Source organism: Brevibacillus sp. MER 51, assembly GCF_023714195.1.
Lineage (GTDB): Bacteria > Bacillota > Bacilli > Brevibacillales > Brevibacillaceae > Brevibacillus.
In genome coordinates this window covers 116,921-141,343 of record NZ_JAMAUS010000007.1, presented here as the reverse complement: position 1 = coordinate 141,343, position 24,423 = coordinate 116,921, and the positions used below count along the sequence as shown (strand labels likewise).

Annotated in this window: 19 protein-coding genes and 1 pseudogene; 2 read left to right on the top strand and 18 right to left on the bottom strand. The window is 40.9% G+C overall.

The window, feature by feature from the left end; genetic code table 11:
• Positions 1 to 270: 270 nt before the first annotated feature.
• On the top strand, positions 271 to 3,345 hold the full coding sequence (locus tag M3630_RS16735) for a hybrid sensor histidine kinase/response regulator (RefSeq protein WP_251252802.1): 3,075 nt from the start codon (positions 271 to 273) through the stop codon (positions 3,343 to 3,345).
• Between the two features lie 17 nt (positions 3,346 to 3,362).
• Here M3630_RS16735 and M3630_RS16730 read toward each other — a convergent pair whose 3' ends face one another.
• Together M3630_RS16730 and M3630_RS16725 are read right to left on the bottom strand one after the other, a co-directional pair.
• The gene (locus tag M3630_RS16730; RefSeq protein ID WP_251252801.1) at positions 3,363 to 4,496 is read right to left on the bottom strand and encodes a response regulator; all 1,134 of its coding nucleotides are present in this window, start codon (positions 4,494 to 4,496) and stop codon (positions 3,363 to 3,365) included.
• 78 nt (positions 4,497 to 4,574) lie between these two features.
• The gene (locus M3630_RS16725; RefSeq protein ID WP_251252800.1) at positions 4,575 to 4,970 is read right to left on the bottom strand and encodes a winged helix-turn-helix transcriptional regulator; all 396 of its coding nucleotides are present in this window, start codon (positions 4,968 to 4,970) and stop codon (positions 4,575 to 4,577) included.
• Positions 4,971 to 5,095: 125 nt separating this feature from the next.
• Between M3630_RS16725 and M3630_RS16720 the strand changes: the two genes are divergently transcribed.
• Positions 5,096 to 6,142 (top strand): zinc-binding alcohol dehydrogenase family protein, encoded by a 1,047-nt coding sequence (locus M3630_RS16720; RefSeq protein ID WP_251252799.1) that lies wholly within the window; start codon positions 5,096 to 5,098, stop codon positions 6,140 to 6,142.
• A gap of 157 nt (positions 6,143 to 6,299) precedes the next feature.
• On the opposite strand, the pseudogene M3630_RS16715 reads toward M3630_RS16720, so the two are convergent.
• The 16 genes and pseudogenes from M3630_RS16715 to M3630_RS16645 form a co-directional block, all read right to left on the bottom strand.
• Positions 6,300 to 6,479 (bottom strand): annotated as a pseudogene (locus M3630_RS16715) (uracil-DNA glycosylase); the annotation flags it as partial.
• A gap of 36 nt (positions 6,480 to 6,515) precedes the next feature.
• Positions 6,516 to 6,938, bottom strand: coding sequence for a tetratricopeptide repeat protein (locus M3630_RS16710; RefSeq protein WP_251252798.1), 423 nt, complete (start codon positions 6,936 to 6,938; stop codon positions 6,516 to 6,518).
• Positions 6,939 to 7,009: 71 nt separating this feature from the next.
• On the bottom strand, positions 7,010 to 7,507 hold the full coding sequence (locus M3630_RS16705; protein WP_251252797.1) for an imm68 putative immunity domain-containing protein: 498 nt from the start codon (positions 7,505 to 7,507) through the stop codon (positions 7,010 to 7,012).
• Positions 7,508 to 7,601: 94 nt separating this feature from the next.
• A complete protein-coding gene (locus M3630_RS16700) occupies positions 7,602 to 9,275 on the bottom strand; it encodes a DUF6138 family protein (RefSeq protein ID WP_251252796.1) in 1,674 nt (557 codons plus the stop codon).
• Positions 9,276 to 9,562: 287 nt separating this feature from the next.
• The gene (locus M3630_RS16695; protein WP_047070248.1) at positions 9,563 to 9,901 is read right to left on the bottom strand and encodes a cupin domain-containing protein; all 339 of its coding nucleotides are present in this window, start codon (positions 9,899 to 9,901) and stop codon (positions 9,563 to 9,565) included.
• A gap of 29 nt (positions 9,902 to 9,930) precedes the next feature.
• Positions 9,931 to 10,914: an ABC transporter substrate-binding protein gene (locus tag M3630_RS16690; RefSeq protein WP_251252795.1), complete on the bottom strand. Its 984-nt coding sequence runs from the start codon at positions 10,912 to 10,914 to the stop codon at positions 9,931 to 9,933.
• A gap of 87 nt (positions 10,915 to 11,001) precedes the next feature.
• On the bottom strand, positions 11,002 to 11,829 hold the full coding sequence (locus tag M3630_RS16685) for a helix-turn-helix transcriptional regulator (RefSeq protein ID WP_232773722.1): 828 nt from the start codon (positions 11,827 to 11,829) through the stop codon (positions 11,002 to 11,004).
• Between the two features lie 268 nt (positions 11,830 to 12,097).
• Positions 12,098 to 12,607 carry an SRPBCC family protein gene (locus tag M3630_RS16680; RefSeq protein ID WP_251252794.1) on the bottom strand — a complete coding sequence of 170 codons (510 nt, stop codon included), beginning with the start codon at positions 12,605 to 12,607 and terminating at the stop codon, positions 12,098 to 12,100.
• Between the two features lie 483 nt (positions 12,608 to 13,090).
• Positions 13,091 to 14,575 carry a restriction endonuclease subunit S gene (locus tag M3630_RS16675; RefSeq protein WP_251252793.1) on the bottom strand — a complete coding sequence of 495 codons (1,485 nt, stop codon included), beginning with the start codon at positions 14,573 to 14,575 and terminating at the stop codon, positions 13,091 to 13,093.
• A gap of 4 nt (positions 14,576 to 14,579) precedes the next feature.
• Positions 14,580 to 16,019 carry a class I SAM-dependent DNA methyltransferase gene (locus M3630_RS16670; protein WP_251252792.1) on the bottom strand — a complete coding sequence of 480 codons (1,440 nt, stop codon included), beginning with the start codon at positions 16,017 to 16,019 and terminating at the stop codon, positions 14,580 to 14,582.
• Between the two features lie 95 nt (positions 16,020 to 16,114).
• Positions 16,115 to 18,460 (bottom strand): EcoAI/FtnUII family type I restriction enzme subunit R, encoded by a 2,346-nt coding sequence (gene hsdR / locus M3630_RS16665; RefSeq protein WP_285860983.1) that lies wholly within the window; start codon positions 18,458 to 18,460, stop codon positions 16,115 to 16,117.
• A 128-nt stretch (positions 18,461 to 18,588) separates the two neighbouring features.
• Positions 18,589 to 19,536, bottom strand: coding sequence for a hypothetical protein (locus M3630_RS16660; RefSeq protein ID WP_251252790.1), 948 nt, complete (start codon positions 19,534 to 19,536; stop codon positions 18,589 to 18,591).
• A gap of 1 nt (position 19,537) precedes the next feature.
• On the bottom strand, positions 19,538 to 19,819 hold the full coding sequence (locus tag M3630_RS31190; RefSeq protein ID WP_353057240.1) for a helix-turn-helix domain-containing protein: 282 nt from the start codon (positions 19,817 to 19,819) through the stop codon (positions 19,538 to 19,540).
• Between the two features lie 965 nt (positions 19,820 to 20,784).
• Positions 20,785 to 21,363: a hypothetical protein gene (locus tag M3630_RS16655; protein ID WP_251252789.1), complete on the bottom strand. Its 579-nt coding sequence runs from the start codon at positions 21,361 to 21,363 to the stop codon at positions 20,785 to 20,787.
• Between the two features lie 869 nt (positions 21,364 to 22,232).
• The gene (locus M3630_RS16650) at positions 22,233 to 23,192 is read right to left on the bottom strand and encodes a hypothetical protein (RefSeq protein WP_251252788.1); all 960 of its coding nucleotides are present in this window, start codon (positions 23,190 to 23,192) and stop codon (positions 22,233 to 22,235) included.
• 463 nt (positions 23,193 to 23,655) lie between these two features.
• Positions 23,656 to 24,369: a DUF6710 family protein gene (locus M3630_RS16645; protein WP_251252787.1), complete on the bottom strand. Its 714-nt coding sequence runs from the start codon at positions 24,367 to 24,369 to the stop codon at positions 23,656 to 23,658.
• Positions 24,370 to 24,423: the final 54 nt, after the last annotated feature.

Here is a 24,423-nt window from a genome sequence, read left to right as displayed (position 1 = left end):
TTTCCTCTCCTCTCAGCTTTTGATATTTTGTGTATGAATAGACTTCTCCTAATTTGCCATCTTAACAGGGGCGCCTCTACAAAACCTCTTCAAAGCCCCTGATCCACCATGAATCCATAAACACCCGATTATTAATTTTAAAAGGTGTCCTGAAAATCTTGTCGAAAAGTAATCATTTGAGAAACGGCAAAGACATAGAGAGGCATGACTTGCATCCAAATTGGGGGATTAAGAGGTTGCTACTATTACGAATTGAGGGTACAAAATGAAATGAAAACAGTCGCCTGGAAATGGACGAAAATAATCGTTGTTGCTCTACTAGTGGTGACAGCCATCCGCTTACTCTGGATGAGTTTTCTCACCACCTTTGACTACGCTGAAAAACCAGTCGCTGTACAAGGGGTGCTTGATTTACGCGGGTGGGAATTCTCGGGATACCAAACATTACGGTTGGATGGGGAGTGGGAGTTCTTCCCTTCTCAGTTCATAGAGGGCAACGATCTGAAGAAACCTGAGGAAAAGACATATCTCCAAGTGCCCAATCGATGGGATGAAGCATTTGTTGAGGAGGAAGGTATACCAGACTCGTTCCACTTCGGTACATATCGACTACGCATCTTGCTTGATCCGGAACAGGAACAGACACTTGGGATCAGGATCAATGAGCTTCGAACTGCCTCGGCCATCTATGCCAATGGGAAGTTAGTCTCCCAGGTGGGACACCCGGCAACCAGCTTCATAGAGCATCAAGCACGCAATATTCCCTATACCGTCAAACTGACACCAGAACAAGGCCAAATAGAGTTGGTTATCCATGCTTCCAATGATGCCGGGGCAGGAGGAATCACAAAACCTATTCGCTTCGGTACGATAGATGCTGTACAGATGCGGACGACCCTCTCCATCAGTTTGCAATTATTATTACTCGTCGTGTTTCTAATCCATAGTTTATATGCCTTGCTCCTGTACTTCTTGGGTGCCAGAAATAGAGGCTTGGTATATTTCTCTTTGGTCATGATTTGTGGAATATTGACTGTGGTAACAGCCGATGACAAGTTGTTATTTGTCTGGTTGCAACTCAATTATGATTGGACAGTTAAGTTGACGTATCTCGTCTATGTTGGTGCAGTCGCCTTCATACCTGCCTTGTTTCATCATCTACTTCCTGCCTATCTGAACAGAAGGATTTTACAAGGTTTCGGTGGCTTGTGCAGCTTATACGCTATGTTCATCCTCTTCGTACCTGCTGGAACTATCCTAGCGGTGACCAGAATGCTCTCTGTCGTGATGCTCCTATCCGTCCTTATTTCTGCCTACATACTCTGGAAAGCCATTCGGGACAAGGAAGATATTATATTTCTCCTGCTAGCTTGCTTGTTTGTAGGGGTGAATGTGATCTGGACGATTGCTTATGGCATATTAGGCTTAGAATTTATTCACTACCCCTTCAACCTGATCTTTGCCGTACTTGCTTTTGCGGCATATTGGTTTAGACGATTTTTCCGGGCAACAACTGAGACGAAACATCTTGCTGAGAAATTACAGCAAGAGGATAAGCGCAAGGACGAATTTTTGGTGAATACTTCTCATGAACTGAGAAACCCATTACACGGCATCATCAATATCACACAAGCGATAATCGAGGATACAAACAATCCCCTTCATGAAGAACACAAAAAGCGTCTGGATATTCTCCTGCATGTCAGTAGACGTCTGACGCTCATGCTAGATGATCTGCTGGATGTAACCCGATTAAAAGAGAACACCATTCGTCTGCATGAGAAAAAATTAAACCTGCAGTCTATCTTCGCTGGTGTTTTCGATATGGCGAAACTGATGCTGGACGGAAAGCCGATTGCTTTAAAAGTGGAAATAGACGATTCGTTTCCTTCTGTTCGGGGAGATGAAAACCGGCTGATTCAAATTCTTTTCAATTTGGTGCATAACGCCATTAAATTTACAGATGAAGGAACCATCACAATTCGCGCGACAACGTCTAACGGATTTGCGCATATCCAAGTAGAGGATACTGGGGTTGGTATCGAGGAAAAAGCTTTGCAAACCATTTTTCAACCTTATGAACAAGCGGAACTGAATTCAATCAGAGCAAGTGGCGGATTCGGGCTTGGTTTACATATTTCCAAACAGTTGGTCGAGCTGCACGGCGGTACGCTATCGGTTCAGTCCACCCTGGGAAAAGGCTCTGCCTTTACTTTTACTCTCCCACTAGCTACAGATTCCGTTCCAATAGAAGAAAGCAGCGCTCAGACATGGATGCAGACTTCCCTAGAAATGGCCGCTGCAACGACGGATCGAATCACGACACCGACAGAAACCGTTTCTTCTATGAATAGAAAAGCAAAAATTATCGTTGTAGATGACGACAGTATTAACCTGAACATCCTTAGCAAAATGCTTGAATCAGATCAATACGAAGTAAGCACGGCAACCAGCGCTCAGCAAGCCCTGTCCATACTGGAACGTAACCCGGTCGATCTGGTCATCTCAGACGTCATGATGCCTCACGTATCCGGCTATGAACTAACACGCATCATTCGGGAACGATTCTCTGTTTTAGAATTGCCTGTCCTGCTCTTGACCGCGCGCAATCGCTCCGAGGATATTGTAGCCGGCTTTCAAGCAGGGGCGAACGACTATGTTAAGAAACCCGTCGATGCTTGGGAATTAAAGGCGAGAGTAAAAGCCTTAACAGAGTTTAAAATATCTTTCGATGAACGTTTGCGTATGGAAGGAGCATGGTTACAATCACAAATCGAACCCCATTTTTTATTTAACGCATTGAATTCAATTGCCGCCTTGGGACTCCAGGACTTCACGAAAATGCAGGCACTGCTTGATGAGTTTAGCAACTATTTGCGTTTGAGCTTCGACTTTCATAATTCTGAACCCATTATTTCGCTTCACAATGAACTTGATCTCGTTCGATCTTATTTGTATATCGAGAAGCAACGATTTGGCGAACGATTGCAAGTGGAATGGGATCTGGACCCTGATCTTGATTTTTGCTTACCGCCCTTATCCATACAACCACTAGTCGAAAATGCTATCAAACACGGCTTAATGCAACGCACAAGTGGAGGAACACTCTGGATTCACATCAAAGACAAAGAGGAGTATTTCGAAGTTTCAATCCAAGACGATGGGGAAGGGATAACAGAAGAAGATCTGAATCAACTTTTCAGCCAAACAAGGCATGGCAAAAAAAGAGCAAGCGTAGGTCTGCGAAATATTGAACGGCGTCTAAAACAACTATATAACCAGGGATTAATGATTGATAGCTCACCTGAACAAGGTACGAACGTCACTTTTAGAATCCCGAAATAAGGAATAAGCCACTTGGTTTATTCCTTATTTTTCTGCTTCCAAAGTTCATACCATTCTGTAATAGCCCGATTAGGCTGTTCTTGCAATTCGTTCCATAACACACTCGTTAATTGATCATATTGCTTGTGAACGGAAGAGTGCCTTCCCATGTCAGCAAATATTTTCATAAGGAAAAAATAAGCTTCTTCCTCGAGCGGATAACGCTGACAAATGTCCAAACATAGCGTGATGGCTTTGTCCCATTCATCATTGGCGTAATACCAATCCACCATTTTCACGGCGGTTTGCACCCATTGCAGCTGTAATCTTTGACGCTCGCTTTCTGCCCATATGTAATGATGCTCTTGCAAATAATCTCCTTTACACAGAGCTATGGCTTGTTCATATTCGCCAATCGTCTCCGCAGATAAGGTTAAGTCAGAACGAAAAAAACGCTCAAACTGATCCACATCCAAGATGGTTTGTTCTAGTCTTACCTTATACCCTTCTGATGTATTGCTGATTTGAAAATATTTACTAAATGGCGCCATCGTTTTGCGAATATGATAGATAGCTGTATACAATTGATGATAGGCTTTTTCCGGTTCAAGCTCTGGCCAAAGCAACTCAATGATCGCCGTTTTATTAACCGCTGTTCCCCTGTGTTGAACCAAATATAAAAACAACTGCTGCACCTTGGCGGTTCGCCAACGAAGTGGAATTTCCTGGCCTCCATCTACAATTGTTACTTGTTGAAACAGAGTCATTTGTAAATTCTCCGATTTCTGAAGGGAGAAGGTCGCCTGTTCCTCCATCATCAATTGAATTCGTTTCATTGTATTTTGCAGACGTTGCTTGCCAACTGGCTTTAAGACATAGTCAAGGGCGTTCAGTTCAAATGCTTTAATCGCATATCTCTCATATGCGGAGACGAAGACAATTTGTAATTGAGGTTTCACTTCCAAAAGCTGTTCGGCCAACTCGATACCGTTTAGCTTTGGTATTTGAATATCCAAAAAGACAATATCAATCTCATTTTTTTCAATCTCACGTTTACCAATCATCGGATCTGTAAACTTGCCAACAATTTCAAAATCGCCGATATTTAATAACTGATGCTCCAAATAATTTAGTGCCAACTCTTCATCGTCGATTAAGATCGCTTTCATCATGTTCCCCACTTTAATATTCTACCTATTTTCTAAACTATTCCCTCCCTGAACTTTTACTCAAACATTCCCGCTCTTCGGTTACTGCTCAACTTGCCTTTCACTCTCTTCCTCTTGTATCGCTGAATTTTCATTAAGCCGGTCTTTATAGGACTCGCCCCATACTTTCATTGACATAATGACTGGTTCCAGAGTCCTTCCGAAATCAGTAAGGGAGTATTCCACTCTTGGAGGAACCTCTTTATATATTTCGCGATGGATAATGCCATCCCGTTCAAGCTCTCTTAACTGCAATGTGAGCATAAACTGCGTGATTCCCGGATTGAGGCGCCTGAATTCATTGAATCTTTTCGTTCCGTTCAGGAGCTGATAGAGAATGATCCCCTTCCACTTTCCACCAATAACATCCAGCGTTGTTTCAACCGGACATGCTTGCATATCTGGACTTGCTCCATATTTCTTTCTTCGGTCTCCCATCAGCTTATCCCCCAATGGTTTGATTTTTAATACTATACCATAAAAATATGCGTACTTACTTAAAGTAATTGAATCGATTTACAATGCAACTATACAACATTTCCTATTTGAGAGGATGAATACACATGAATACTCACCAAAAGATGAAAGCTGTCGGTGCTTACCAGTACCTCCCTATATCCAATCCGGAAAGCCTTGTTGATCTGCACTTGGATAAACCGGAACCTACAGGCCGCGATTTGCTTGTACGGGTAAAAGCAATCTCCGTCAACCCAGCAGACGTAGGCGTCCGCGAAAGTCATAACTACGAAGCCGATTCACCGAAAATTCTTGGTTGGGATGCCGCTGGAATCGTAGAACAAGTCGGTCCTGACTGCCAATTGTTTAAACCTGGGGACAAAATCTATTATGCGGGCAGTGTGTCTCGACCAGGCAGCAACAGTGAATTCCACTTAGTTGATGAACGAATTGTGGGAAATATGCCGCGAAGCTTGGATTTCGCTGCCGCCGCCGCATTACCACTTACTTCGATAACTGCATGGGAGGGCCTTTTTGATCGCTTAGGAATTAGCCTAAATAATACAGGTGAAAACAAAAGCATACTGATTATCGGTGCAGCTGGAGGAGTAGGATCGATTGCTATTCAACTTGCAAAATTAGCAGGTTTGACCGTCATCGGCACTGCTTCACGTCCAGAGTCAATTCAATGGGCTAAAGGTCTCGGCGCAGATTTTATCATAAACCACAACAACCCGTTTCTCCCTCAACTCAAAGAAGTTGGTATTGACGCCGTAGATTATATCTTTTGCTTGAATGATACTGTTCAACATCTTGAAAATATGGCGGAAGTCATTGTCCCCCAAGGTAAAATTTGCTCAATCGTTCCTACAAATAAGGCTACCTGGGCAGGGAGCCTGAAAATGGACTTGCTGTTTTCTAAAAGTGTAACGTTTGTATGGGAGTTCATGTTTACACGGTCCTTGCTTCAAACCAATGACATGATCAAACAACACGAATTGTTAAATGAACTGGCAGACTTCATCGATGATGGAAAAATAAAAACTACGCTGACTGAACGACTGGAGCCGATCAATGCTGCAAACCTGCGTCTCGCGCATGAGAAGCTGGAATCTGGACGGGCCATTGGAAAAATTGTTTTAGAGAACTTCTGATAGGACGAAGACGAAGTAGGCACGTTTGGTTCCAAAAAGCAGTAATGTGAATAAACAACGCTAAGGCCCCTTGCTACTATGGGGCCTTTTTGAATACAACGGTAAAAACTTTCCTTTGCTTGTGATACGGCAATTCGTCAACTATATCCTGCCGTGTTGAATTTCCTTCCCGATCCTCCCGTGCTCCGGGATTATCCAGAATCATCATAAGTGGAGCCTTCGGATTTCCTTCACCCCAGATGACATGATTCCGCTGCTTGGATAGTTCGCAAATCTCACAATGCTCTATACCATTGGGCGCTTGTTCTTCAGGTAAGATTACATAGGGATGATCCATTCTCTTGTGGTGCGGCTCCTTTCTAATCCAGGAACTTCAAATCTGTATTTTTGTCTCCAGAAACTCAAGGTACTTTGGGTCATCTTCCATAAAGATCGCAATCCCGGCACCCATGTAAGCCCGGGTCAATTCATCTGCTGCTTTTTCAAGGTTTTCCTGCTCGTAATACAACTGCCCTAGTCGCAGATGAATGTAGGGATTCCCCAACCCCTCCGGACACTGTACAGCATTAAAGAAACACTTGAATGCTTTATCGTAATTCTTCATTTGAAAATGGACATCCCCAATAGCCACATATATCCACGTTGCGGCCTTCCATTCTCGATGATTTTCCGGCAATAATCGCAGGGCCGCGACGTACTTATTCTTGCCCTCCTCAAGATTGCCTGCTCTCACCAAATCATCGCCTTGTTTACACAACACGGTAATTTCGGTATGGGTGGAATCTGAAAGTTTCACCGTCACTCTCTCCTATCCTGTGCGATTTGAAGCCGCTGTATCAAAAATTTTGCCGTTACTTGTGGTATGGTTCAGCTTAACGGTGCCAGCTCATCTGCGAACATTTTTGCCTTTTCCGCAAGCTCCCTCATATCATCGGCCGGAACAAGCTCGGCTAATTCGTAAGCCAGCGGATCACGGGAAAACTTGTACAATTCATCCCGAACCAGGTTCCTTTTTTCTTCGGAGGCATCTATATAAAGTTTGCGCGGCTGCCTATCCTCATCCAAATCATGCAAATCGACATAGCCTGATTTTTGAGACTCCAACACAATGGCTGAAAGATCGATTAAAGCCGAGCAGGCAATATCAAGTTCTGCTCGAAACGTGCCGTTAGCATTTTTTATATCAAATCCAATACTTCCGCCGCTTTTTAGGTCTCCCTCGGAAAGCAGAACATCCAGACCCAAGTCCTTTAAAATCTGATTGAGCGTCACATGGGTTGAGTCCAATTGTTCCAAATAATCTATTAATGCCAGCGAATCATCGGAACTGCCAATTAAATCTCCCCACCATTTGCTTATGTACATGTTTTTCTCCCACTTTCTTATAAGCATTGTAATTTGAAAATAAGATCGTTTCACTCAAAAGCATGTTATCAATGCCGCTTTTACCGAGCTACCGTCAGGCTATACCCGCTGCCTTTTGCAGACGAATGATCAGCTCCTTGCGCGGTCCCTGCGCCTTTCGAGCCAATGCAGCCAGCTTCTCGACCTTGCCCCAGATCGGGTACAGTACCCGCTCGGCCTCGTCATCTGACAGAGTCTCTATTTGCTGTACGAATAGCGACAGCTTGTCTTCGCTTTCCAGCTCCGGTTGAATCTTCAGCTTTAGCGAATCGTGGGAGCGCAACAGGCAGGCGATCAAGGTGGGAGTCGAGCGTTCCGTTATGCCATAGGTTTCGGCGAAGACGGCTGTGAACTTGTCATGCACCAGCTGATGCTCATCATCCACTAGGTCCATGTAAGCTTCAACAAGCGGAAAATACCGCTCGGACGAAAGCCCCAGCCCGAACACAGCATAGCTGCCCGGCATTACGCTTTTTTCGCTTTCCGTATCCTCGTACCATTCAAACTCTTCCATCGCCTCACGAGCATATTCCTCCAATAAAGGATGCAGCTCGGGATAAGCCAAAGCATTCGCAAAAAAACGGTGCGTGTCCGATTTGGCTAGCCCCTTGATGGGCAAATATTCCTTAACGCTGGATTTTAACTTGATTTTGTAGCTTTTCGGGAAGTCCTTTCGGAGCAGGGAGAGAATAAACGAAATCGCCCGCTCGTATGCCCCGGCTTCTTCCTTGCGAATAACGATTGTGAAAAGGGAAAAAACATCGTTCGCTTTGCATTCGACCAATTCATGGCGCATATGGACGTCTTCTTGTGAGAAGCTATCGCTGCCATTCTTCAGCATACGCGCGGCTTTACCGCTGCCAAGCTGCTTCGCCAGCTCCAGAAAAGTCTGGCCCTTGTTTTTGTTGAAATCCGGCTCGTAACGAATAATCATCACCGCTCCGTACAACAGAAGGTCGATAGGCTGATTCGGTTCATCCTTATCCTCAAAAACGGCATCCGGCTTGATCACATACTCATTGGTCCTGTATTCGGAACGGGTGACGTCATAGTAACGGGGCAAAAATACATTCTCGGCCCAGTCGGTCAAAGCCCTAATAATATCCCTTCGATGCTCCGCGAGAGCCTCAACCTGTTCTTTATTCAACTCCTGAATCCGGTCAAATAAAGCGATCGTCTTTGCTGCTTCCGGTTCGGGGAATAAGTGCGGATCAAGCAGATGACGCGCCAAAAAGAAGGTTTCCAGCCTGTTTGTCGGGTTAGAGCCCTTCTCCAGTTTTTCCTCCATATAGGACTGAATTCGCTCCAGAAGCTGCCGCTTTTTCTCTTCATATACAGTTTCCAGCACCGTTAATTCCACCAGCCCGTCCATCGTTGCGAAGGTTCCTTGGAAGGTAAAACGGTAGTTGATCAACGGCGACGTTTCCAGCTTGTCCAGCCTCTCCCTTACGATTTCCGCTAACAGGGGCTGAACTTCATGCAATATCTGCTCCCGCGTAAAGGGTGAAGCTTTCATCGACTTTTTGCCTGCGGCACTCCCCGCAGATTTCGAGCTTTCAACCCTAGTCCTGCCCGGCCGATAATCCAGCTGGATAAAGTTAAAGATGCCTACTTGCAGCGTGGTGCGTAAGACCAGTTCTTCTGCGTTCTTTCGATTCTCTTGTTCATCAAACCATTTATGAATCGCCGTTTTCATCTCTTCCAGCGCTTTTTTTTGTAATTCGTTCATTGTCTCCCGCCCTTTTGCGTGTTCGATCTTAGCTCAATATAATCATACTATGAGAATGGGAAACTTTGTTGGAATTGTATACCTCTGCCTTGGGTTGGCTAAAGCTCAATAGCAAAAGGGAGAAGGCCATATGGCCGTTCTCCCTTTAGTTTATCTGACATATGATAAGGCTCACCTTAACGGATCTATCGGCGAAAAGTAAGAAGGAGCTGCCACAGAGCTTCTCATTCCAGCAAAAGTAGTTTTAGCTGTGTGTCTATGAATAGCGTTTTCGCATTGGCTGCTGTTCATTCGGACTCAGTACCGCCAGTATTTATTACGCCTCTAGGCTCCACCAACATGATATGGCATTCCTTTTCGGCGAAAGGCTTATGATCGGCTCCCCCCGGGACAATAAACATCTCACCCTTGGAAATTTTCACTTGTCCATCACGAAAAGCAATGAACATCTCTCCTTCGAGCACAATAAATACCTTATCCGTCCCTTGATGCCCGTGCCACATAAAATCCCCAGCAATCTTAATGAGCTTAAATTGATAGTCATTTATTTCAGCAACGACTTTCGGAGACCAGAGATCGTTGAATGTAGATAGCTTCTCATTCAGATTAATAGCTTGGTAATGCATGTGAATCCCTCCTCATTTTTCTCGACTTTTTAGAGCTTACGCAAGGCACTTGTTATATTTTGTAAAGCGTATTCGATAGCTAATGGGCCACCAGTAATAGCGGACGTATCCATTAAATGAACATTTCCTTTCTTAACGGCATTGAGATTATTCCACACATTGCTTTGTTTTAAGTCATTCATTAATTTTTCCTTTTTGGTAATGTCACCGATAAGGAAAATATGGTCTGCTTCAACCGTTGATATTCCTTCAAACGTAGTAAATTTATTAGTCGTACCTTTAAATATATGGTCTGGTGTAAGTCCCAGTCCCTTCTCTTTATCAAACGCAAGTATATAGACCGGATTTCCTTCACCCAGGACATTAAACGTTTTTCCATCCCACGACAATATAAGGGCTACTGACTCTCCTTCAATCGATTTTAATGCTTCGCGCCCAGTTATGATTTCTTTCATCATTTTATCAATGACTTTTTCCGCTTCATCTTCTTTTCCAATAATCTCGGCTACTGTTCGGAGTCCATATTGCCAATCGTCATAGATGTCCTTGGATTTTAACGTAATGACTGGCGCAATCTTTCCTAGTGAATCATACATTTTTTCATGATTCTCAGTTGCTAAAATAATGTCAGGCTCCATCGATAGGATTTTTTCAATATTAGGTGATAATTTTTCTCCTAATTCATCAGCAGAATCCAGCTTTCCTTTTAAATAGGTTAAAGAAGATAGATACTCTTTTTCAGTAGAAGCAGCAGGCGACTCACCTAATGCAACTAGTATTTCAGGATAAAAATACCATAATGAAGCAATATTCTCTGGTTTTTTCTCAATAACAATTTCTTTACCTAAGGCATCCTTAAATGTTCTTGGCCATTCAGTTGTATCTACCTTACCTGCTGTTGTAGATGCGCCTTCTGTCGTTGATCCTTTATTTTCAGCAGGTGTTTCATTACAACCTGCCATTATGCCTGCTACTAATAACATGGAGATTAGCAGGCCTTTCATCTTTTGCATACGAAAATTCCTCCAACATCATGTTATCTTTCGTTTGCCATTAGTATAGAAAAGGAATTTTCAGATGAGAATGGATGCCTGTTGAAATTAACATGGATTATTGATGAACTTCTCTCGATATTCAGTAGGAGAGATACCAAGTTGTTTCTTGAACACTCTACTAAAATAAAACGGGTCAGCAATTCCAACCGTTTGCGCAATTTGTTGTACAGACGCTTCACTTGTAAATAGCATTTCTTGCGCCATGTTTATACGATGTTTTAATATGTATTCCGCTGGTCCCATACCTGCATGTCTTCTAAATACATAAGACAGTCGATTTCGATTCACGTTATATTGTTCTGCAAGCGATGCTATTGTAAGGCTTTGATCATAGTATTCATGAATATAATGAGATACCCGTTCGAACAAAGTTTGTGATTCACAGCTATTCTGCCTATTCACAACACATAATAAGGTTTCATTCAGTACATCACGAAACAGCATTTCGGTCTGAAACATCGAAATGCCACCAGGCTGATTATACACATGCCAAAGACGCATAATTAATTCAATCAGACGAGGAGATTGACCCGTTGATAATTCAAAATGCTGATGGGAAAAGCTTGTCTCTTCTAGTTCTGAGTTATATATCCGGTATAAAACAAGGATATATTCCCAGTTTGTGTTACCGAACATTTTTTGAGCTAGTTTCATTCTTGCACCGCCATGCACAACTTTTCCTGGCGAAAAGATATAAGGCGTTCCATTAAATTGAAATTGTACCTTCCCTGTAAGTGGAAACACAAATCCAGGAAAAGAATCCGTATATTCAGCGTAAGGTACACCTGGATTTTTCGCATATCGATATACTCCTTCTACCTGAAAAGGAATGTGTGCCAAATGCTCCGCTAACTGATTAACGTCGATTTTCACGTTGCATACCTCATTTCAATAGTCGTTTGCCAGTAATACGTAAGATCGATCGTTGTACATCCTGTGCAGCTTCTTGATCAGAAGCAGATGAGGGTGAGGGCTCTTGTTTATTTTACCATTATTGATAACGATTATCACTCTCGTCATATGAGGACAATAAAAATGCCGCACCCGCTAATGTTCAAATAGCGGATAACGGCAAGTGTAAAGATATCTTTTCTGCTCACGGAACTTTGGACAAAAAAAGACATCCTATTGGACGCTTTGGCTAGTTTTTTTCCTCCGACAAATATTGTTCAAGCTGATCAAAAGTTCCTCCGAAGCCCTGCTTCATAGAATCGAACATCCCCTCAAAGAAGCTGCGCTCTTCTTCAGTAGCATTGATCGCTTGGCTGCATAGGGTTATTTCGGTTGTACCATTATTATCGCGCAATGTTACCTCATTGCGAATTTCGAGCGGGATCAAATCACTGAATGGAGACCTGACAATGTTTCCTGCCTCATCTGAAAAGCAGTTGATCCAGACAATCTTCTCGGGAGCCTTGATCTCCTGGTACACAAATTTACCCCACATTCGACTGCCATCAGGAGCTTGCATGCTGTAGTGGAAAAATCCGCCCTCACGAAAATCGAGATGCTTTACACTTATTTCAAACCCTTTCGGCCCCCACCAGTGCTTCAGGTGCTCTGCTTCAGACCATACTTGGAATACAAGTTCGCGTGGCGCATGAATTTCACGCGTTATTACTAACTCTTTACTTTCCGAGTTGGGCGTCATATCGATTCCTCCATCAATCAGTGTTCACTTTTAATTTATATAAGTGCTTGGACGAGATACCGTGCCCAACCGCGATTACTGACACCGCCAATATTATTAAACAAAGTTAATACCTTTAAACATACCCACCCAGTTAAATATATAAATCTAATCATTACGAACATTATTTCAAGGCAACTACTTTGTTAATGCTTGTAAATACCTGCCGTTACTTATGATAGGGCTCCCCGTCCCCATTTAAAGGTAATGTTTTGTAGTAACCAAATAAAAGGTCCATTGTCAATTAGAAAAAAGAGATCCTTATAATGCACAAATCTCATTAACAAAATAGTATTAAAATTGTTAATTAAACCAGCCCTTACTCTGTATTGAAAATTGTAGAAGATAGCTTTTCCGCTTAAAATTGAAATTCAATAAATTCACTTAAATAAAAGAGCAATCGACATCAAAAATGATGCCTGTTGCTCTTTTTTAAATATGCTATTAAACCTTATCAAGAGGATTGAAAGTTTCTCTGAGTAAGGATTCGTACAGTTTTTCTGCAGTTTCTTTTGATTTTAAAAGTTCACTCTCAATTGAATCAAGAATCTCCATAATATCAACCAATTTCGAAACAATTCTTTCTTGTTCCGCAACTGGAGGAATTCCTACAACAAAGCTTTTTAGTGTTTTCATGTCAATGCCATCTTGCCCTGCTGTTCGTTGTGACAGACTCTCCAACAACTCTAATAGTACCCGATTCTTCAATAAAAAATATAAATACTCCTTTGAAAGAATACTGTATCTAGGCTCAGCTTTAATCAATGCAACATTATAGGCACCTTCTAATCCACGAAGTATTTGAAAAATTGGAGGACCATACCTTCCGATCATCACATCATCTTTAGTACAAAACTTACGTGCTTTTTCAATTGGGACAAAAGTTTTGAAAGAATCCGATTTATAATCACGAATCTGAATTAGTCGGATGTATCCCTCTGCTTCCTCATACCGAAATGTACTTTTTTCAGGTTGTTGCCCGCCAATAAAGTTTACTACTTCCCCTAATCTCAGAAATGACCAACCACTTGGTAATTTATATGGATGCTCATCATCAGTGATTTGAGGCAACTCTTCAATATTACGAGCCTTTTTATTTACTATAGAATCTTTTTGTTCAATACACTTCTCCCACAAAACTGAAGTAGGCTCGTCACTTTCAATCTGTGGCAAGAGTTTACCCTGAATTCCATCTTGAAGAATTATAGAGCGGTATTCAGATATGATACGAAGGGACTCATTAGACTCTTCAACAAGGCTTGATTTAATATCTGAAAGCTGATCAAGTATTTTAACAATACGTTGTTGTTCTGCAAGTGGCGGTAATGGAATAATCTGAGCTTCCATATCTGAACCAGAAACTTCTTTGAAAGTTGTACCTGATGCATTTTCATTAATTTCTTTCGCTTTATACTTCAAGCACCAATATAAATATTTATTTGTTTCCTTACAGTATGGGACAACCGATTTGAATCCCTGATTCGTACATAAATTCGTTGACGCTATTGCTACATACCCAATAGGAGCTCGACTTGAGAATAATACTGATCCTTTCGGCAGTAATTGTGTTGAACTATTTCGGAGGCCCGACTCAGTTATACTTCTTCTGCCACTAGAAATGTACGTATCTTTATAATCAGTTAAATCAGCAGGGGTAAGCCAAGGTATGCCCCCTTCACCTGTTTGCCAATAGTCCTCAATATTTGTTTTAGGAGTACCACCACCAACAATTTGCCCCACGTCCCCCAACCTAACCCATTCCCAATTTTGGGGTAGATCATAAGGCTTTTCTTCATCTGCAATTGATGGTAATTCTGTTCGTCGCCGAATTTGCCCCTCCTTAACCATACGCTCTTTTACTGATTTGATAAAAGCCAATAGCTCTTTCGCTGTCATTTGAAGCAAATCTTTATCTACTGATACACTCATGCTGTCACCTCAAATCATTAGCGTTGCTAACCAATTGCTCCATTCTCTTTAAAAGAGAGGCGGTTTTTTCAATTGAATCCTTTAACTGATTAAGCAATTCATCCGAACTCTGAAATTGTTTTGCTTGGTCTTTTGCAGGGTTCTTAATATCCATATTATAGTTGTTGTTTACTATTGCCTCGATGTTTACCTTCCAAGCATGTTCGCTCTCTGCCCTTTGGGTCCACCATAAACGCTCAGGTGCAAAATCACTCAAACGAATTTGTTTCGTCTTAGTGTAATTCTTCGTGCCATAACCAACTTGATGTTCATAGTACCAAACTTCTTTTGTTCTGCCCGTTTTTTCAAAAAACAGAAGGTTAGTGGTAATACTTGTGTACGGAGCAAAAACACCAGCAGGAAGCCGTACAATCGTATGAAGATTGCATTCCTCCAGTAGTTTCCTTTTAATAGCTACTTTAGCATTATCAGTACCAAACAGGAATCCGTCAGGCAATACTACTCCGACTCGACCATTTCTTTTCAAACGATATAGGATAAGTGCCATGAACAAATCAGCAGTTTCCGATGACTGCATCTCAACAGGGAAATTTATCTTTACTGCTTCCTCCTCAATCCCACCATACGGAGGATTCATCACAATTACATCTGCTCGGTCCTCATCTTTGAATTCCCTTACTGAAGTATTGAGTGAGTTATCATGCCTTACCCCAGGACTATCTATGTCATGAAGAATCATATTGGTGACAGCCAATAGGTATGGTAGTGGCTTCTTCTCGATACCATACACATTTTGTTGCATCAATTCCTTGTCTTCAGGGGTTTTCACCTGTTTCTCCAGATATTTAAGGGAAGAAATCAAAAATCCCCCAGTTCCACATGCATAATCGGCTATTTTCTCACCGAGTTTTGGATTGAGCATTTCAACAATGAAGTCTGTTACTGGTCGTGGTGTATAATATTCCCCGCTGTTTCCCGCTGATTGTAGATCCTTTAAGATGACTTCATAAACATCATTAAATGCATGTCGTTCACCTGATTCGGTAAAATCCACTTCATTCATAATATTAATGACTTGGCGAATCAGCGTACCATTTTTCATGTAGTTATATGCATCTTCAAATACATGCTTAACGATAGCACTCCTCTTGTCTGTTGTTTCATCGATAGGCAACTCTTTTAGTGTAGTGAATAACTTATTGTTGATAAAATCTAACAAAGCTTGACCAGTTAATGCTTGTCCATCCTTTTTATCGACAGCCCAGTTACGCCAACGAAGCTCTTCAGGAATAATTGATTGATAGGCTTCCTCATAAAACTCCCAATATTCTTCTTTTGCATCATAAATTTTTAAGAACAGCAACCAAACCAATTGAGCAATCCTTTGTGCATCTCCATCAACACCGCTATCTTGACGCATAATATCTTGAATTCGGCGAATCATGTTCTCTATACTCATTAAAAATTTCCGTCCTTCCATATTCTTTTCCCTTTTGTGATTTTAACAAAAAAACTCCCCCGAAAGTAGGGAGTCAAGGGTCATGCATAAAGATTACGTTCAAGTTCTTTTACAGCTTTAATGTATTGTTCTTTGCCACCGAATGCCTTGGCAATACGCATGGGGTTTCCATAGTCGCTAAAAGGCTTTAGTTCAAGAACCTTGACATCTTCAAACTCATTAAACCCATCACTTTGGTACTTTTCCAGCAAGGACTCTAAAACTTGTCTGGCGATATCCGAATATTTATTAAAGTAACCATCATCTTTCAACTTTCTCGCTCTTTCAGAACGGGTTAAAGGCCTTTGATCATAAGCGATGTGTGCGATCAGATCAAAGTCATCCAACTCCTTGTCTACTTCTTCCCGAAGAGCTTCAAGCAATACACCATGTTCCTTAAGTTCATCGATAATTGCTTTCTTGCGGGATTCAGCGTTCCACTTATTCAAGAAATCATCCAGAGTTGCATATTCTTCCAGAACCCTTTTTTTCGAATAGTCCCGTAAGCTTTCCGTTATCAATTTCCCATCTTTATCATAATACTGTACTCGCTCATTCAAAACTTTGACTGCTACATCTTTAACGTAATACTTCACTCTCGGCTGACCAGGAGGATCTTCCTCTATACCACCTGGACCAATCACATCACCTTCCTCATCATCGGGAGGATTAGGTGGCACAATATCATCACCATCATCTGGTTCGTATATTTGAACTGGTTCTCCATCAAAGTCAGGATCAGCAAACAAACGAGAAACGTTTCGAAAATCCATGATAGTAAAATACTCTTTGCCATACTCAGGTTTGAGACGTGTCCCTCGCCCAATTATTTGCTTGAATTCCGTCAAGCTATCTATTTTGCTATCAAGAACAATCAATTTACAGGTTTTACAATCCACACCTGTCGTCAAAAGTTTGGAAGTCGTTACAAGAGTAGGATACAAACTTTCTTCATCGATAAAATTATCTAGTTGCGACTTTCCTTCTGCATCGTCTCCTGTTATCCTCATGACATAGCGATGGTCTTGTTGGACCAAGTCGCTGTTCTCGTTTACTAGGGCTTGACGCATTCGTTCCGCATGATCCTGATCCACACAAAAGACAATAGTTTTTGCAAACCGATCTGTTTTCTTGAGGTATTCGGTTACTTTTTTTGCAACTAACTCAGTTCGTCTTTCCAGTACAATAGTCCTATCATAATCAGATAAGCCATATTCCTTATCCTCAATTATTCGTCCATACTTATCTTGCTGACCCTTTTCTGGACGAAACCCTTCTAAATCCTTGTCCAAACCAATCCTGATAACCTTGTACGGTGCTAAGAAGCCATCTTCAATTCCTTGTTTAAGTGAGTAGGTATAGATAGGTTCCCCGAAGTAATGAATGTTGCTTATAGTTTCTGTTTCTTTTGGAGTAGCTGTCAAACCAATTTGAGTAGCTTGATTGAAATATTCCAATACTTGTCTCCAGCGGGAATTTTCCTTTGATGATCCGCGATGGCACTCATCTATAATAATTAAATCGAAAAAATTGGGGCTAAATTGACGGAAAACATCCATTTGATTTTCGTTACCCGATAATTGTTGGTACAATGCCAAAAAGACCTCATAAGAGCTGTCAATAGTTCGATTCTCTACCTTTGTCATTACTCCTTGGAAGGGTCGAAAATCATTTTGCATTGTTTGATCAACGAGGATGTTTCGATCAGCCAGGAAAAGAATCTTCTTCTTTTTCTTTGATTTCCATAACCGCCACAGAATTTGAAATGCAGTATAGGTCTTGCCAGTCCCAGTAGCCATCACCAGCAACATACGGTTTTGCCCTTTGGATATGGCTTCTATAACCCGATTTATGGCGATTCGCTGGTAATAGCGTGGAGCTTTTGAGCTTTCAGTGTAATAATACGGCTCCTCAACAATCTCTAGTTGCTCAGAAGTAAAACCTTTTGCCTTTGTATATCGATCCCAAAGGTCTGCTGGGGATGGAAATTCATCTAATGTCAATTCTCTTTCTAATCCTGAAAAACGGTCGTGTTCGAGAAACCCATCACCGTTAGAAGAAAATATGAACGGCACATCTAATATATCCCCATAGTTTAGTGCTTGTTGCATCCCTGATCCAATTGTGTGTTTGTTATCCTTTGCTTCAATTAGAGCAATGGGTAGATTGGGTTTATGGAACAACAAATAGTCAGCTCTTTTTTTCTTCCCCCTGGAAGTCAAATTACCACGAACAATAACACGGCCATCAGTAAATACATATTCCTCTCGGACTTGCCTCTTGATGTCCCAGCCTGATTGCTCAATCGCAGGATTAATATATTTTGTGCATATGTCACGTTCAGAAAGTTGTTTTTTATCCACGTCAGATATCACCACCAAATGCATAGATTTGCACTATACCAATACCGTTTACAATAAAACATGATACTTATTATATTATCAGATTTTGGTAATCTGGGCATTAGCCCCTTTTATTTACAACAAAAAGAAAAGCTCCCTATCCGAAAGAAATATTAGATAGGGAGTCGGTTATAAATAAATGGCGAAAAGTAGTTAATGAATCTTTTCAATAAATCAGCCAATTCATTTACTGTTTCTTCTGTGTTCAGGGAGGGAGTAAAGTATACTGCAATCTTTCTCTTCTCAAAGATCACGTTAGGATGTACCTTCTCACGAATATCATCAAGTTCCCTGAATTGATCGTAGAGATTCAGTCTGTGGTCGTCCATTTGTAGTGCAATCATAGCCATATTTTTTTGATTTCTTACACTGCATTGATAAGATACTCCATCCATACCAGCACCGATACGAAGCATTAAATGATGTGCAGAATGTTTTTTCCCTTTATGAATATTCGGGAAGAAGGAAAGCTTGTCCCGCAAATTGTGAAGCATCATTTCCTTTATATCCTCAATACGATCCATATCGTATACTTTTTCTCCTGCATAAACTCTCCCAAAATGACTTGGGGGCACTTGTTGCCTCTTGTCTATAATCTGAAGTAGGTCATTTTTTACTTTTTTAATCAGGTACAAATGATCCCATACCTCCAACGGATACATTTGGTCAAGAATCGTAAGTTTTTCAACCACATCATGTGAAATTTGCACACAATAAAAATCAATGTACTTACTTGGATATTGTTGTAGCTTCTGTTTTACTGCCATAACATGATTGGGATGGAAACTAGTAGCCCCCCATATTACCACTCCTTCCTGAATCGAATCTATAATGTTAATCACCGTTCTCAGATGAGAATCATCTGATGAACTAATTTGATTTTCCATTATTACTTCGATCTTTTTTTCGCTGACTGCTGAAAAATCAAGCTTGTTCCTGCCAAACGGTTTCTCTAATTCAATTTGTCCAAGCGACATTCCAAGTAGTTGTTCCATTACTTCTTTATGTTTTAACAAGAACAAATTCAAGATAAATTCCTTACCCACACCTTGTTTTCCCATGTTATTCTCCTACAGTCCTTCTCGGCGATGCGGATGTGACTAGATCTTTGTAAGGAACATTTAGAGCATGAGCAAGCTTAAAAACGACAGTCAATCCAGGGGACCTCCGTTCTCCTCGTTCCAAACGACTCAAATAGGACGCAGAAACCCCAGAACGTTGTTCCACCTCTCGTAGAGACATATTCTGATTTCCCCTAACTTTCTTCAAAAGTAATCCGAATTCTGCAGACACCCTTATTCCTTTGTCCTGAACCTCCAGCAAACAATGATCAATATCTTTCATTTAATCAGCTCCCTTCATCTTATTTTTGTGTTGAGCCTTATATTGTAGACTTTGGGTTGATGTTTTATTACGGCAACAACACTTAGAACAGATTTAGAAAAACAGAAGGAAGCTGAGATTCATGCTCAATGATTTGTTGAATTTTCGTTAGTGCTTTTCCATGAATTTCCTACTTCAATAGAATATTACCTACCTGACCCTTTTCATTCTGCCTTCTTCAACTATGTTAATTCCCTTATGCATGATCTCCATTCTTTGCCTTCCCTGCACCAAATCCAATTAAGGTCGGCAAAGGAAGGATCTCCTTTTATTTTCTCAACTACTTCAAATGTCCCACTGTATTTTTTCAAAGAAACTGACGATGTGGTTTAGCCCTTTTTCATAATACGCATCCCAATCTTCTTCTCGCATTTTGGACTCTTCCTTAAATGGGAGCTCCCCACTTGATCCTCGACAATCCGTACTTGTAGGCATGTTTCAAAAATAGTTCTACCTCTGTCTCACTGCTAAAAGTGTTCCTATCGCAGTAAGAACAATGGAAATGAGGGACTCCAATCAATTGAATTTCTTTTGAGTGGATAGTAAATTTCACTGTTCCTGTACTATATTTAGCTGTTCTGCCACACAAACACTTACTTTCGGTCCGTGTTTCTTTATTCCACTCCTTATTAGCCATCTCGGTCATTTCCTCCCTATGTTGTTCGCATCAACCTAAGCACATTGGAAAGAACTCTTCATTCGAAGGGTAACCGTTATCATCCAACCAAGAACCTGAGTGTAGTTAGAAGCTGAGATTACACGAACATTAGCCTAAGATAATACCCTCCAATAAGCCCGATAATCATCATGATTAAGTTAGCACAAACTTCAATGACGATGTTCTGTATAAATTGTTTTTGTATCAATTTTTCCAATAATCCTGTCATCATCATTTATTCCTCCTTATAAGTACACAAAGTAAAGGGCTAATCAGTTCCTGACGATTGGATAATGTCGCCCTGTTCTTCCTCCTCTAACAATCCTTCACCAGAACGTCTTGCTTTTTTATCTGACAAGTGTTTTGGTTCGAGTTCATTCAATCGTAAAGATTCGTCGTCCGCTAAAGCCATACTCACTTCGCTCCTCGTTGTCTCTACAGTTTCTCCAATAGCCTTTTCATCCTGGATGGAAAAACTCGGAGTTTCTGTTCTCATCGGTCTTAGAGTTGGATCTTTACCTGATACGCGTTTAGTCATATGTTCAGTGGTCATTTGCTGTGCTGGAGGTAATTCATTATTTGCTTCAATAAGCTTTATCGACTGTTTACTTAACACGTTCTCTATAGCTTTTTCGACAGCTTCATCTTTTTCTTGCTCAAATATTTGTTGAATCTTTGTCATGTGTTTATAAAGAATCCTCTTCTCAATGTCTTTTATTACTGCCTTAGTTGGTTCACAAACTCTGCATATGAAACTAATATCTTCAACGCCTTCTTGAAACAGCCTATATGCTATCTGATTCTGAACTTCTTGAACAGCTTGTTTGATAGTCTCTTCTTCTGCCATGCAATCAGCTCCTCTTTGCGAGAAGTTCTAATGCTTGCTGACATTCTTTTATTGCTTCTGCGTTTATGTATTCAATTGGCACGTATGAACGGCCGTAAAGCGGATTGGTGATTTTTCTATTTCGAATGACTCCTCTTTTTCGTGATTTGCTTTGTTGTACATCATCCATTTATGAATCCTTCCCCTTTTGTCTTACAATTTCTTCGTGTAGATCATTTCCATTTATTCCCATATAGCCGTACATCATTTCCTACTATCGACGTCTAAAGATTGGATAGGAGTAATTCTTGTAAGATTTTTCTGGACTCTTTTGGTAGCACATTTGCGAATCGGTCCAAGCCTATTGTAGTAATTATCATGAGCAGACAATCTCTCGCCTCTTCATCCGACAACCACATATCTTCAGCAGTAAACTCGAATCCTTGAGTGGGAAATGTATGCTGAAACTGTTGAAACGTTATTGGTTGTGGCAATCGATCTGGAACCAAATCCATTTTGCTCATCCTTCCTGAATACAGGGCTAGATATGAATCAAGTTGAAGAAGTCTCATTCCCCCTCATTCATCTAATTTTCTCCCTAGCTTTATTCCTTGACTTTATAACCCCCCCCTCCAAAAATACTGTTCACTTATAAACAAAATAAAACGCCCAAGTCTTTTCGACCGAGCGTTTCTACTGATCATCTATGCTATCATGGCATGTGTTTAGACTATCCATCATCATATCTTCATCCTTTTTGCAATAATAATAACAATTTTCATTATATAACACAACAATGATTTCAAAACTGTTATATACCAAACTCTATTATAGAGGGTATAGACGTATACCAATAAAACTTCCCTCCTACAAAGTAGGAGGGAATGACTTTAGGAGGCTCTGGTTGGTTTTACATTGCTGTTGAGTAAAGAATGGATATGCTTTTTCCATTCATCTCGATGAATCAGGCGGTGCTTATGCAGTGCCCTCTCCATAATTTCTCCTTTTGTCATCTTTGATATGGTTTCCCAATCACCTTCAATGACATAGGTTGCATTTCCATGATAGGCACTTTCGAATATGAATAATCCAAGGGACTCAAATCCGAAGATTACATAACCATTGAACCCATTTTGCCCGATGGCTTCAAAATCAGGACTATACTCTAAGATTGTGCGGAAGCGATCAGTCACAACCCCCTGCTTACTCTTCTTGGCTACTGCTACCAGGCTTTCATACTTCTTTATACGATCATCGACTGGCAATTTTTGACCAGGAGGGAGAACCTCCCAATGAAGGCGAACCACTTTTATCGGCTTCACGAAAGCAGACAAATCTTTTGTGAAAAGCTCTGCTCGTCCGAATAGTTCCAACAAGATGTTGATAGCTAATGTTGCCATCTCATCATCACCAGATTCATTGATAAAGGCCCTATCTACCACCACATAAGGATGTTCACCTTTATATTTAATTGCAAGCTCCAATGAGGGTGAAGGAAGATACTTTCGTGGAAATCGCTTGTAAGGTATGTTCGCTATTCCTGTCTTTTCTTCGGTCTCGCCTCGACCAACCCATTGTTGCCATGTAATTTCCTGTTGACGGTATTTCGTTTCCTTGGGCTGATCACGAAGAACAACTTCCTTTTCGATGCTATTACGTTTTGTAAATCTGCCAAAGCAAGCAGGAAGTAAAAGCTCACCAGCTTTAGGAGGATACGAGAAGCCAAGCTCCTTTAATCGTTTTTCATCTGCTGGGTCGATAGCTACACCAACAAGAAAGGTTTCGCTTTCCTTTATGTGTCCAGTGTAACCCTTTATTGATTGAATAAACTTCTTTCCCTTAATTAACATAACTTTCCCATCTCCTTTAAAATAATCTTTCATCAGGGATGATCAGAAGATGGATATTCTGTACAATCACTATACTACTAACGCATTCCTCCCCTTTAGTGTCCTTTTTGTATCGCTCAACCATAAATCAGGCTTTAATGTATTGACATCTCGTTTTCGAGTTTGATATTATGGCATTGTGTCGTAACCAGTAATACCAACACAACACAGGTAAATGATGGTGTCGGATCCATCAGAGCCGTATACAAATAAGGATTTTTGGACAGAAATAGTCCTATCCTTGTCCCCAAGCTTTATGTTAGGGGATTAATTTGTTTTTGTCAAGAAAAAACTTTATGAATTTTGTCATTTACAAGAGTCTTCTGTCATATGAAGGCTTTTTTAATTTAATGTCCCCTCAAAAAGGGGGCCATCCATTCACTTGTTGATGTCAATCGATTAAGATAATCCCATGCTTTTTCTATTAGTAGTGAATTAACATTTCATTCATCAGACGACCTATTTCGAAAATAACGGCAAACTCAACATTCTGCACTTCTGATAGAATACCCCCGCTTTCCTTGCTGAAATAATATTCACCATCAGTATAAACGTACTTATAGACATCGCTAATGTCATACACGGACTCAGGCAAGATTTTTCCCATCCCCTGTAAAACTCCCGTAGCGATCGAATGGTTCCCCCCATGTACCCATGCTATTCCCAAGGGCAACCATAGCTCTACAAAATGGTTATTCTGATCCTGTTGCCACGATCCCTGAAGCCGAGCCTCCCCAATTGTTGCAATACAATTTATTAGCCGTGTTCTTCTCCAAGGGTAGGGTAAGATCAAATCTCTACCTAGATGTACATGTCGAGTTGATTCTACTTTTCTCTTTAAGTCATTTATTGATTTCCCATCCTTTGACAGAGCGATGTCGGTATCGAAGAGCAAATCGCTTGGAGTTATAATAGTATTCTCCGTTTCATCTTCCACATATAGAGTCTCAATCAAGCAATGTGTTTGTACCTTTCTTCCGAGCATTCTTATGACATCAAAAGCTGGATGTGTTTCAAATTTCAATCCATCTTCTCGGTACGCCAGTGACATTTCGGCTTTTTTGATAACCAATTTAGTAAAATCCATCATTCGGTTAAAACGTTCTTTCTGATCAAAATTTGAATCTCTAGGGCTCATGTAATTTATTGCACCTCTCTGTCAAAATTAAACCGCATATACTGGTAGTAAAAG

Bases quoted from the DNA above. Each gene is read 5' to 3' on its own strand.
- M3630_RS16650 (WP_251252788.1), bottom strand. From the start codon at position 23,192: ATGTTAATTAAGGGAAAGAAGTTTATTCAATCAATAAAGGGTTACACT.
- M3630_RS16725 (WP_251252800.1), bottom strand. From the start codon at position 4,970: ATGGGAGACCGAAGAAAGAAATATGGAGCAAGTCCAGATATGCAAGCA.
- M3630_RS16675 (WP_251252793.1), bottom strand. From the start codon at position 14,575: ATGAGTGTATCAGTAGATAAAGATTTGCTTCAAATGACAGCGAAAGAG.
- M3630_RS16655 (WP_251252789.1), bottom strand. From the start codon at position 21,363: ATGGCAGAAGAAGAGACTATCAAACAAGCTGTTCAAGAAGTTCAGAAT.
- hsdR (WP_285860983.1), bottom strand. From the start codon at position 18,460: ATGCATTTGGTGGTGATATCTGACGTGGATAAAAAACAACTTTCTGAA.
- M3630_RS16700 (WP_251252796.1), bottom strand. From the start codon at position 9,275: ATGAACGAATTACAAAAAAAAGCGCTGGAAGAGATGAAAACGGCGATT.
- M3630_RS16680 (WP_251252794.1), bottom strand. From the start codon at position 12,607: ATGACGCCCAACTCGGAAAGTAAAGAGTTAGTAATAACGCGTGAAATT.
- M3630_RS16735 (WP_251252802.1), top strand. From the start codon at position 271: ATGAAAACAGTCGCCTGGAAATGGACGAAAATAATCGTTGTTGCTCTA.
- M3630_RS16695 (WP_047070248.1), bottom strand. From the start codon at position 9,901: ATGCATTACCAAGCTATTAATCTGAATGAGAAGCTATCTACATTCAAC.
- M3630_RS16730 (WP_251252801.1), bottom strand. From the start codon at position 4,496: ATGATGAAAGCGATCTTAATCGACGATGAAGAGTTGGCACTAAATTAT.
- M3630_RS31190 (WP_353057240.1), bottom strand. From the start codon at position 19,819: ATGAAAGATATTGATCATTGTTTGCTGGAGGTTCAGGACAAAGGAATA.
- M3630_RS16645 (WP_251252787.1), bottom strand. From the start codon at position 24,369: ATGAGCCCTAGAGATTCAAATTTTGATCAGAAAGAACGTTTTAACCGA.
- M3630_RS16690 (WP_251252795.1), bottom strand. From the start codon at position 10,914: ATGCAAAAGATGAAAGGCCTGCTAATCTCCATGTTATTAGTAGCAGGC.
- M3630_RS16660 (WP_251252790.1), bottom strand. From the start codon at position 19,536: ATGGGAAAACAAGGTGTGGGTAAGGAATTTATCTTGAATTTGTTCTTG.
- M3630_RS16670 (WP_251252792.1), bottom strand. From the start codon at position 16,019: ATGATTCGCCGAATTCAAGATATTATGCGTCAAGATAGCGGTGTTGAT.
- M3630_RS16720 (WP_251252799.1), top strand. From the start codon at position 5,096: ATGAATACTCACCAAAAGATGAAAGCTGTCGGTGCTTACCAGTACCTC.
- M3630_RS16705 (WP_251252797.1), bottom strand. From the start codon at position 7,507: ATGTACATAAGCAAATGGTGGGGAGATTTAATTGGCAGTTCCGATGAT.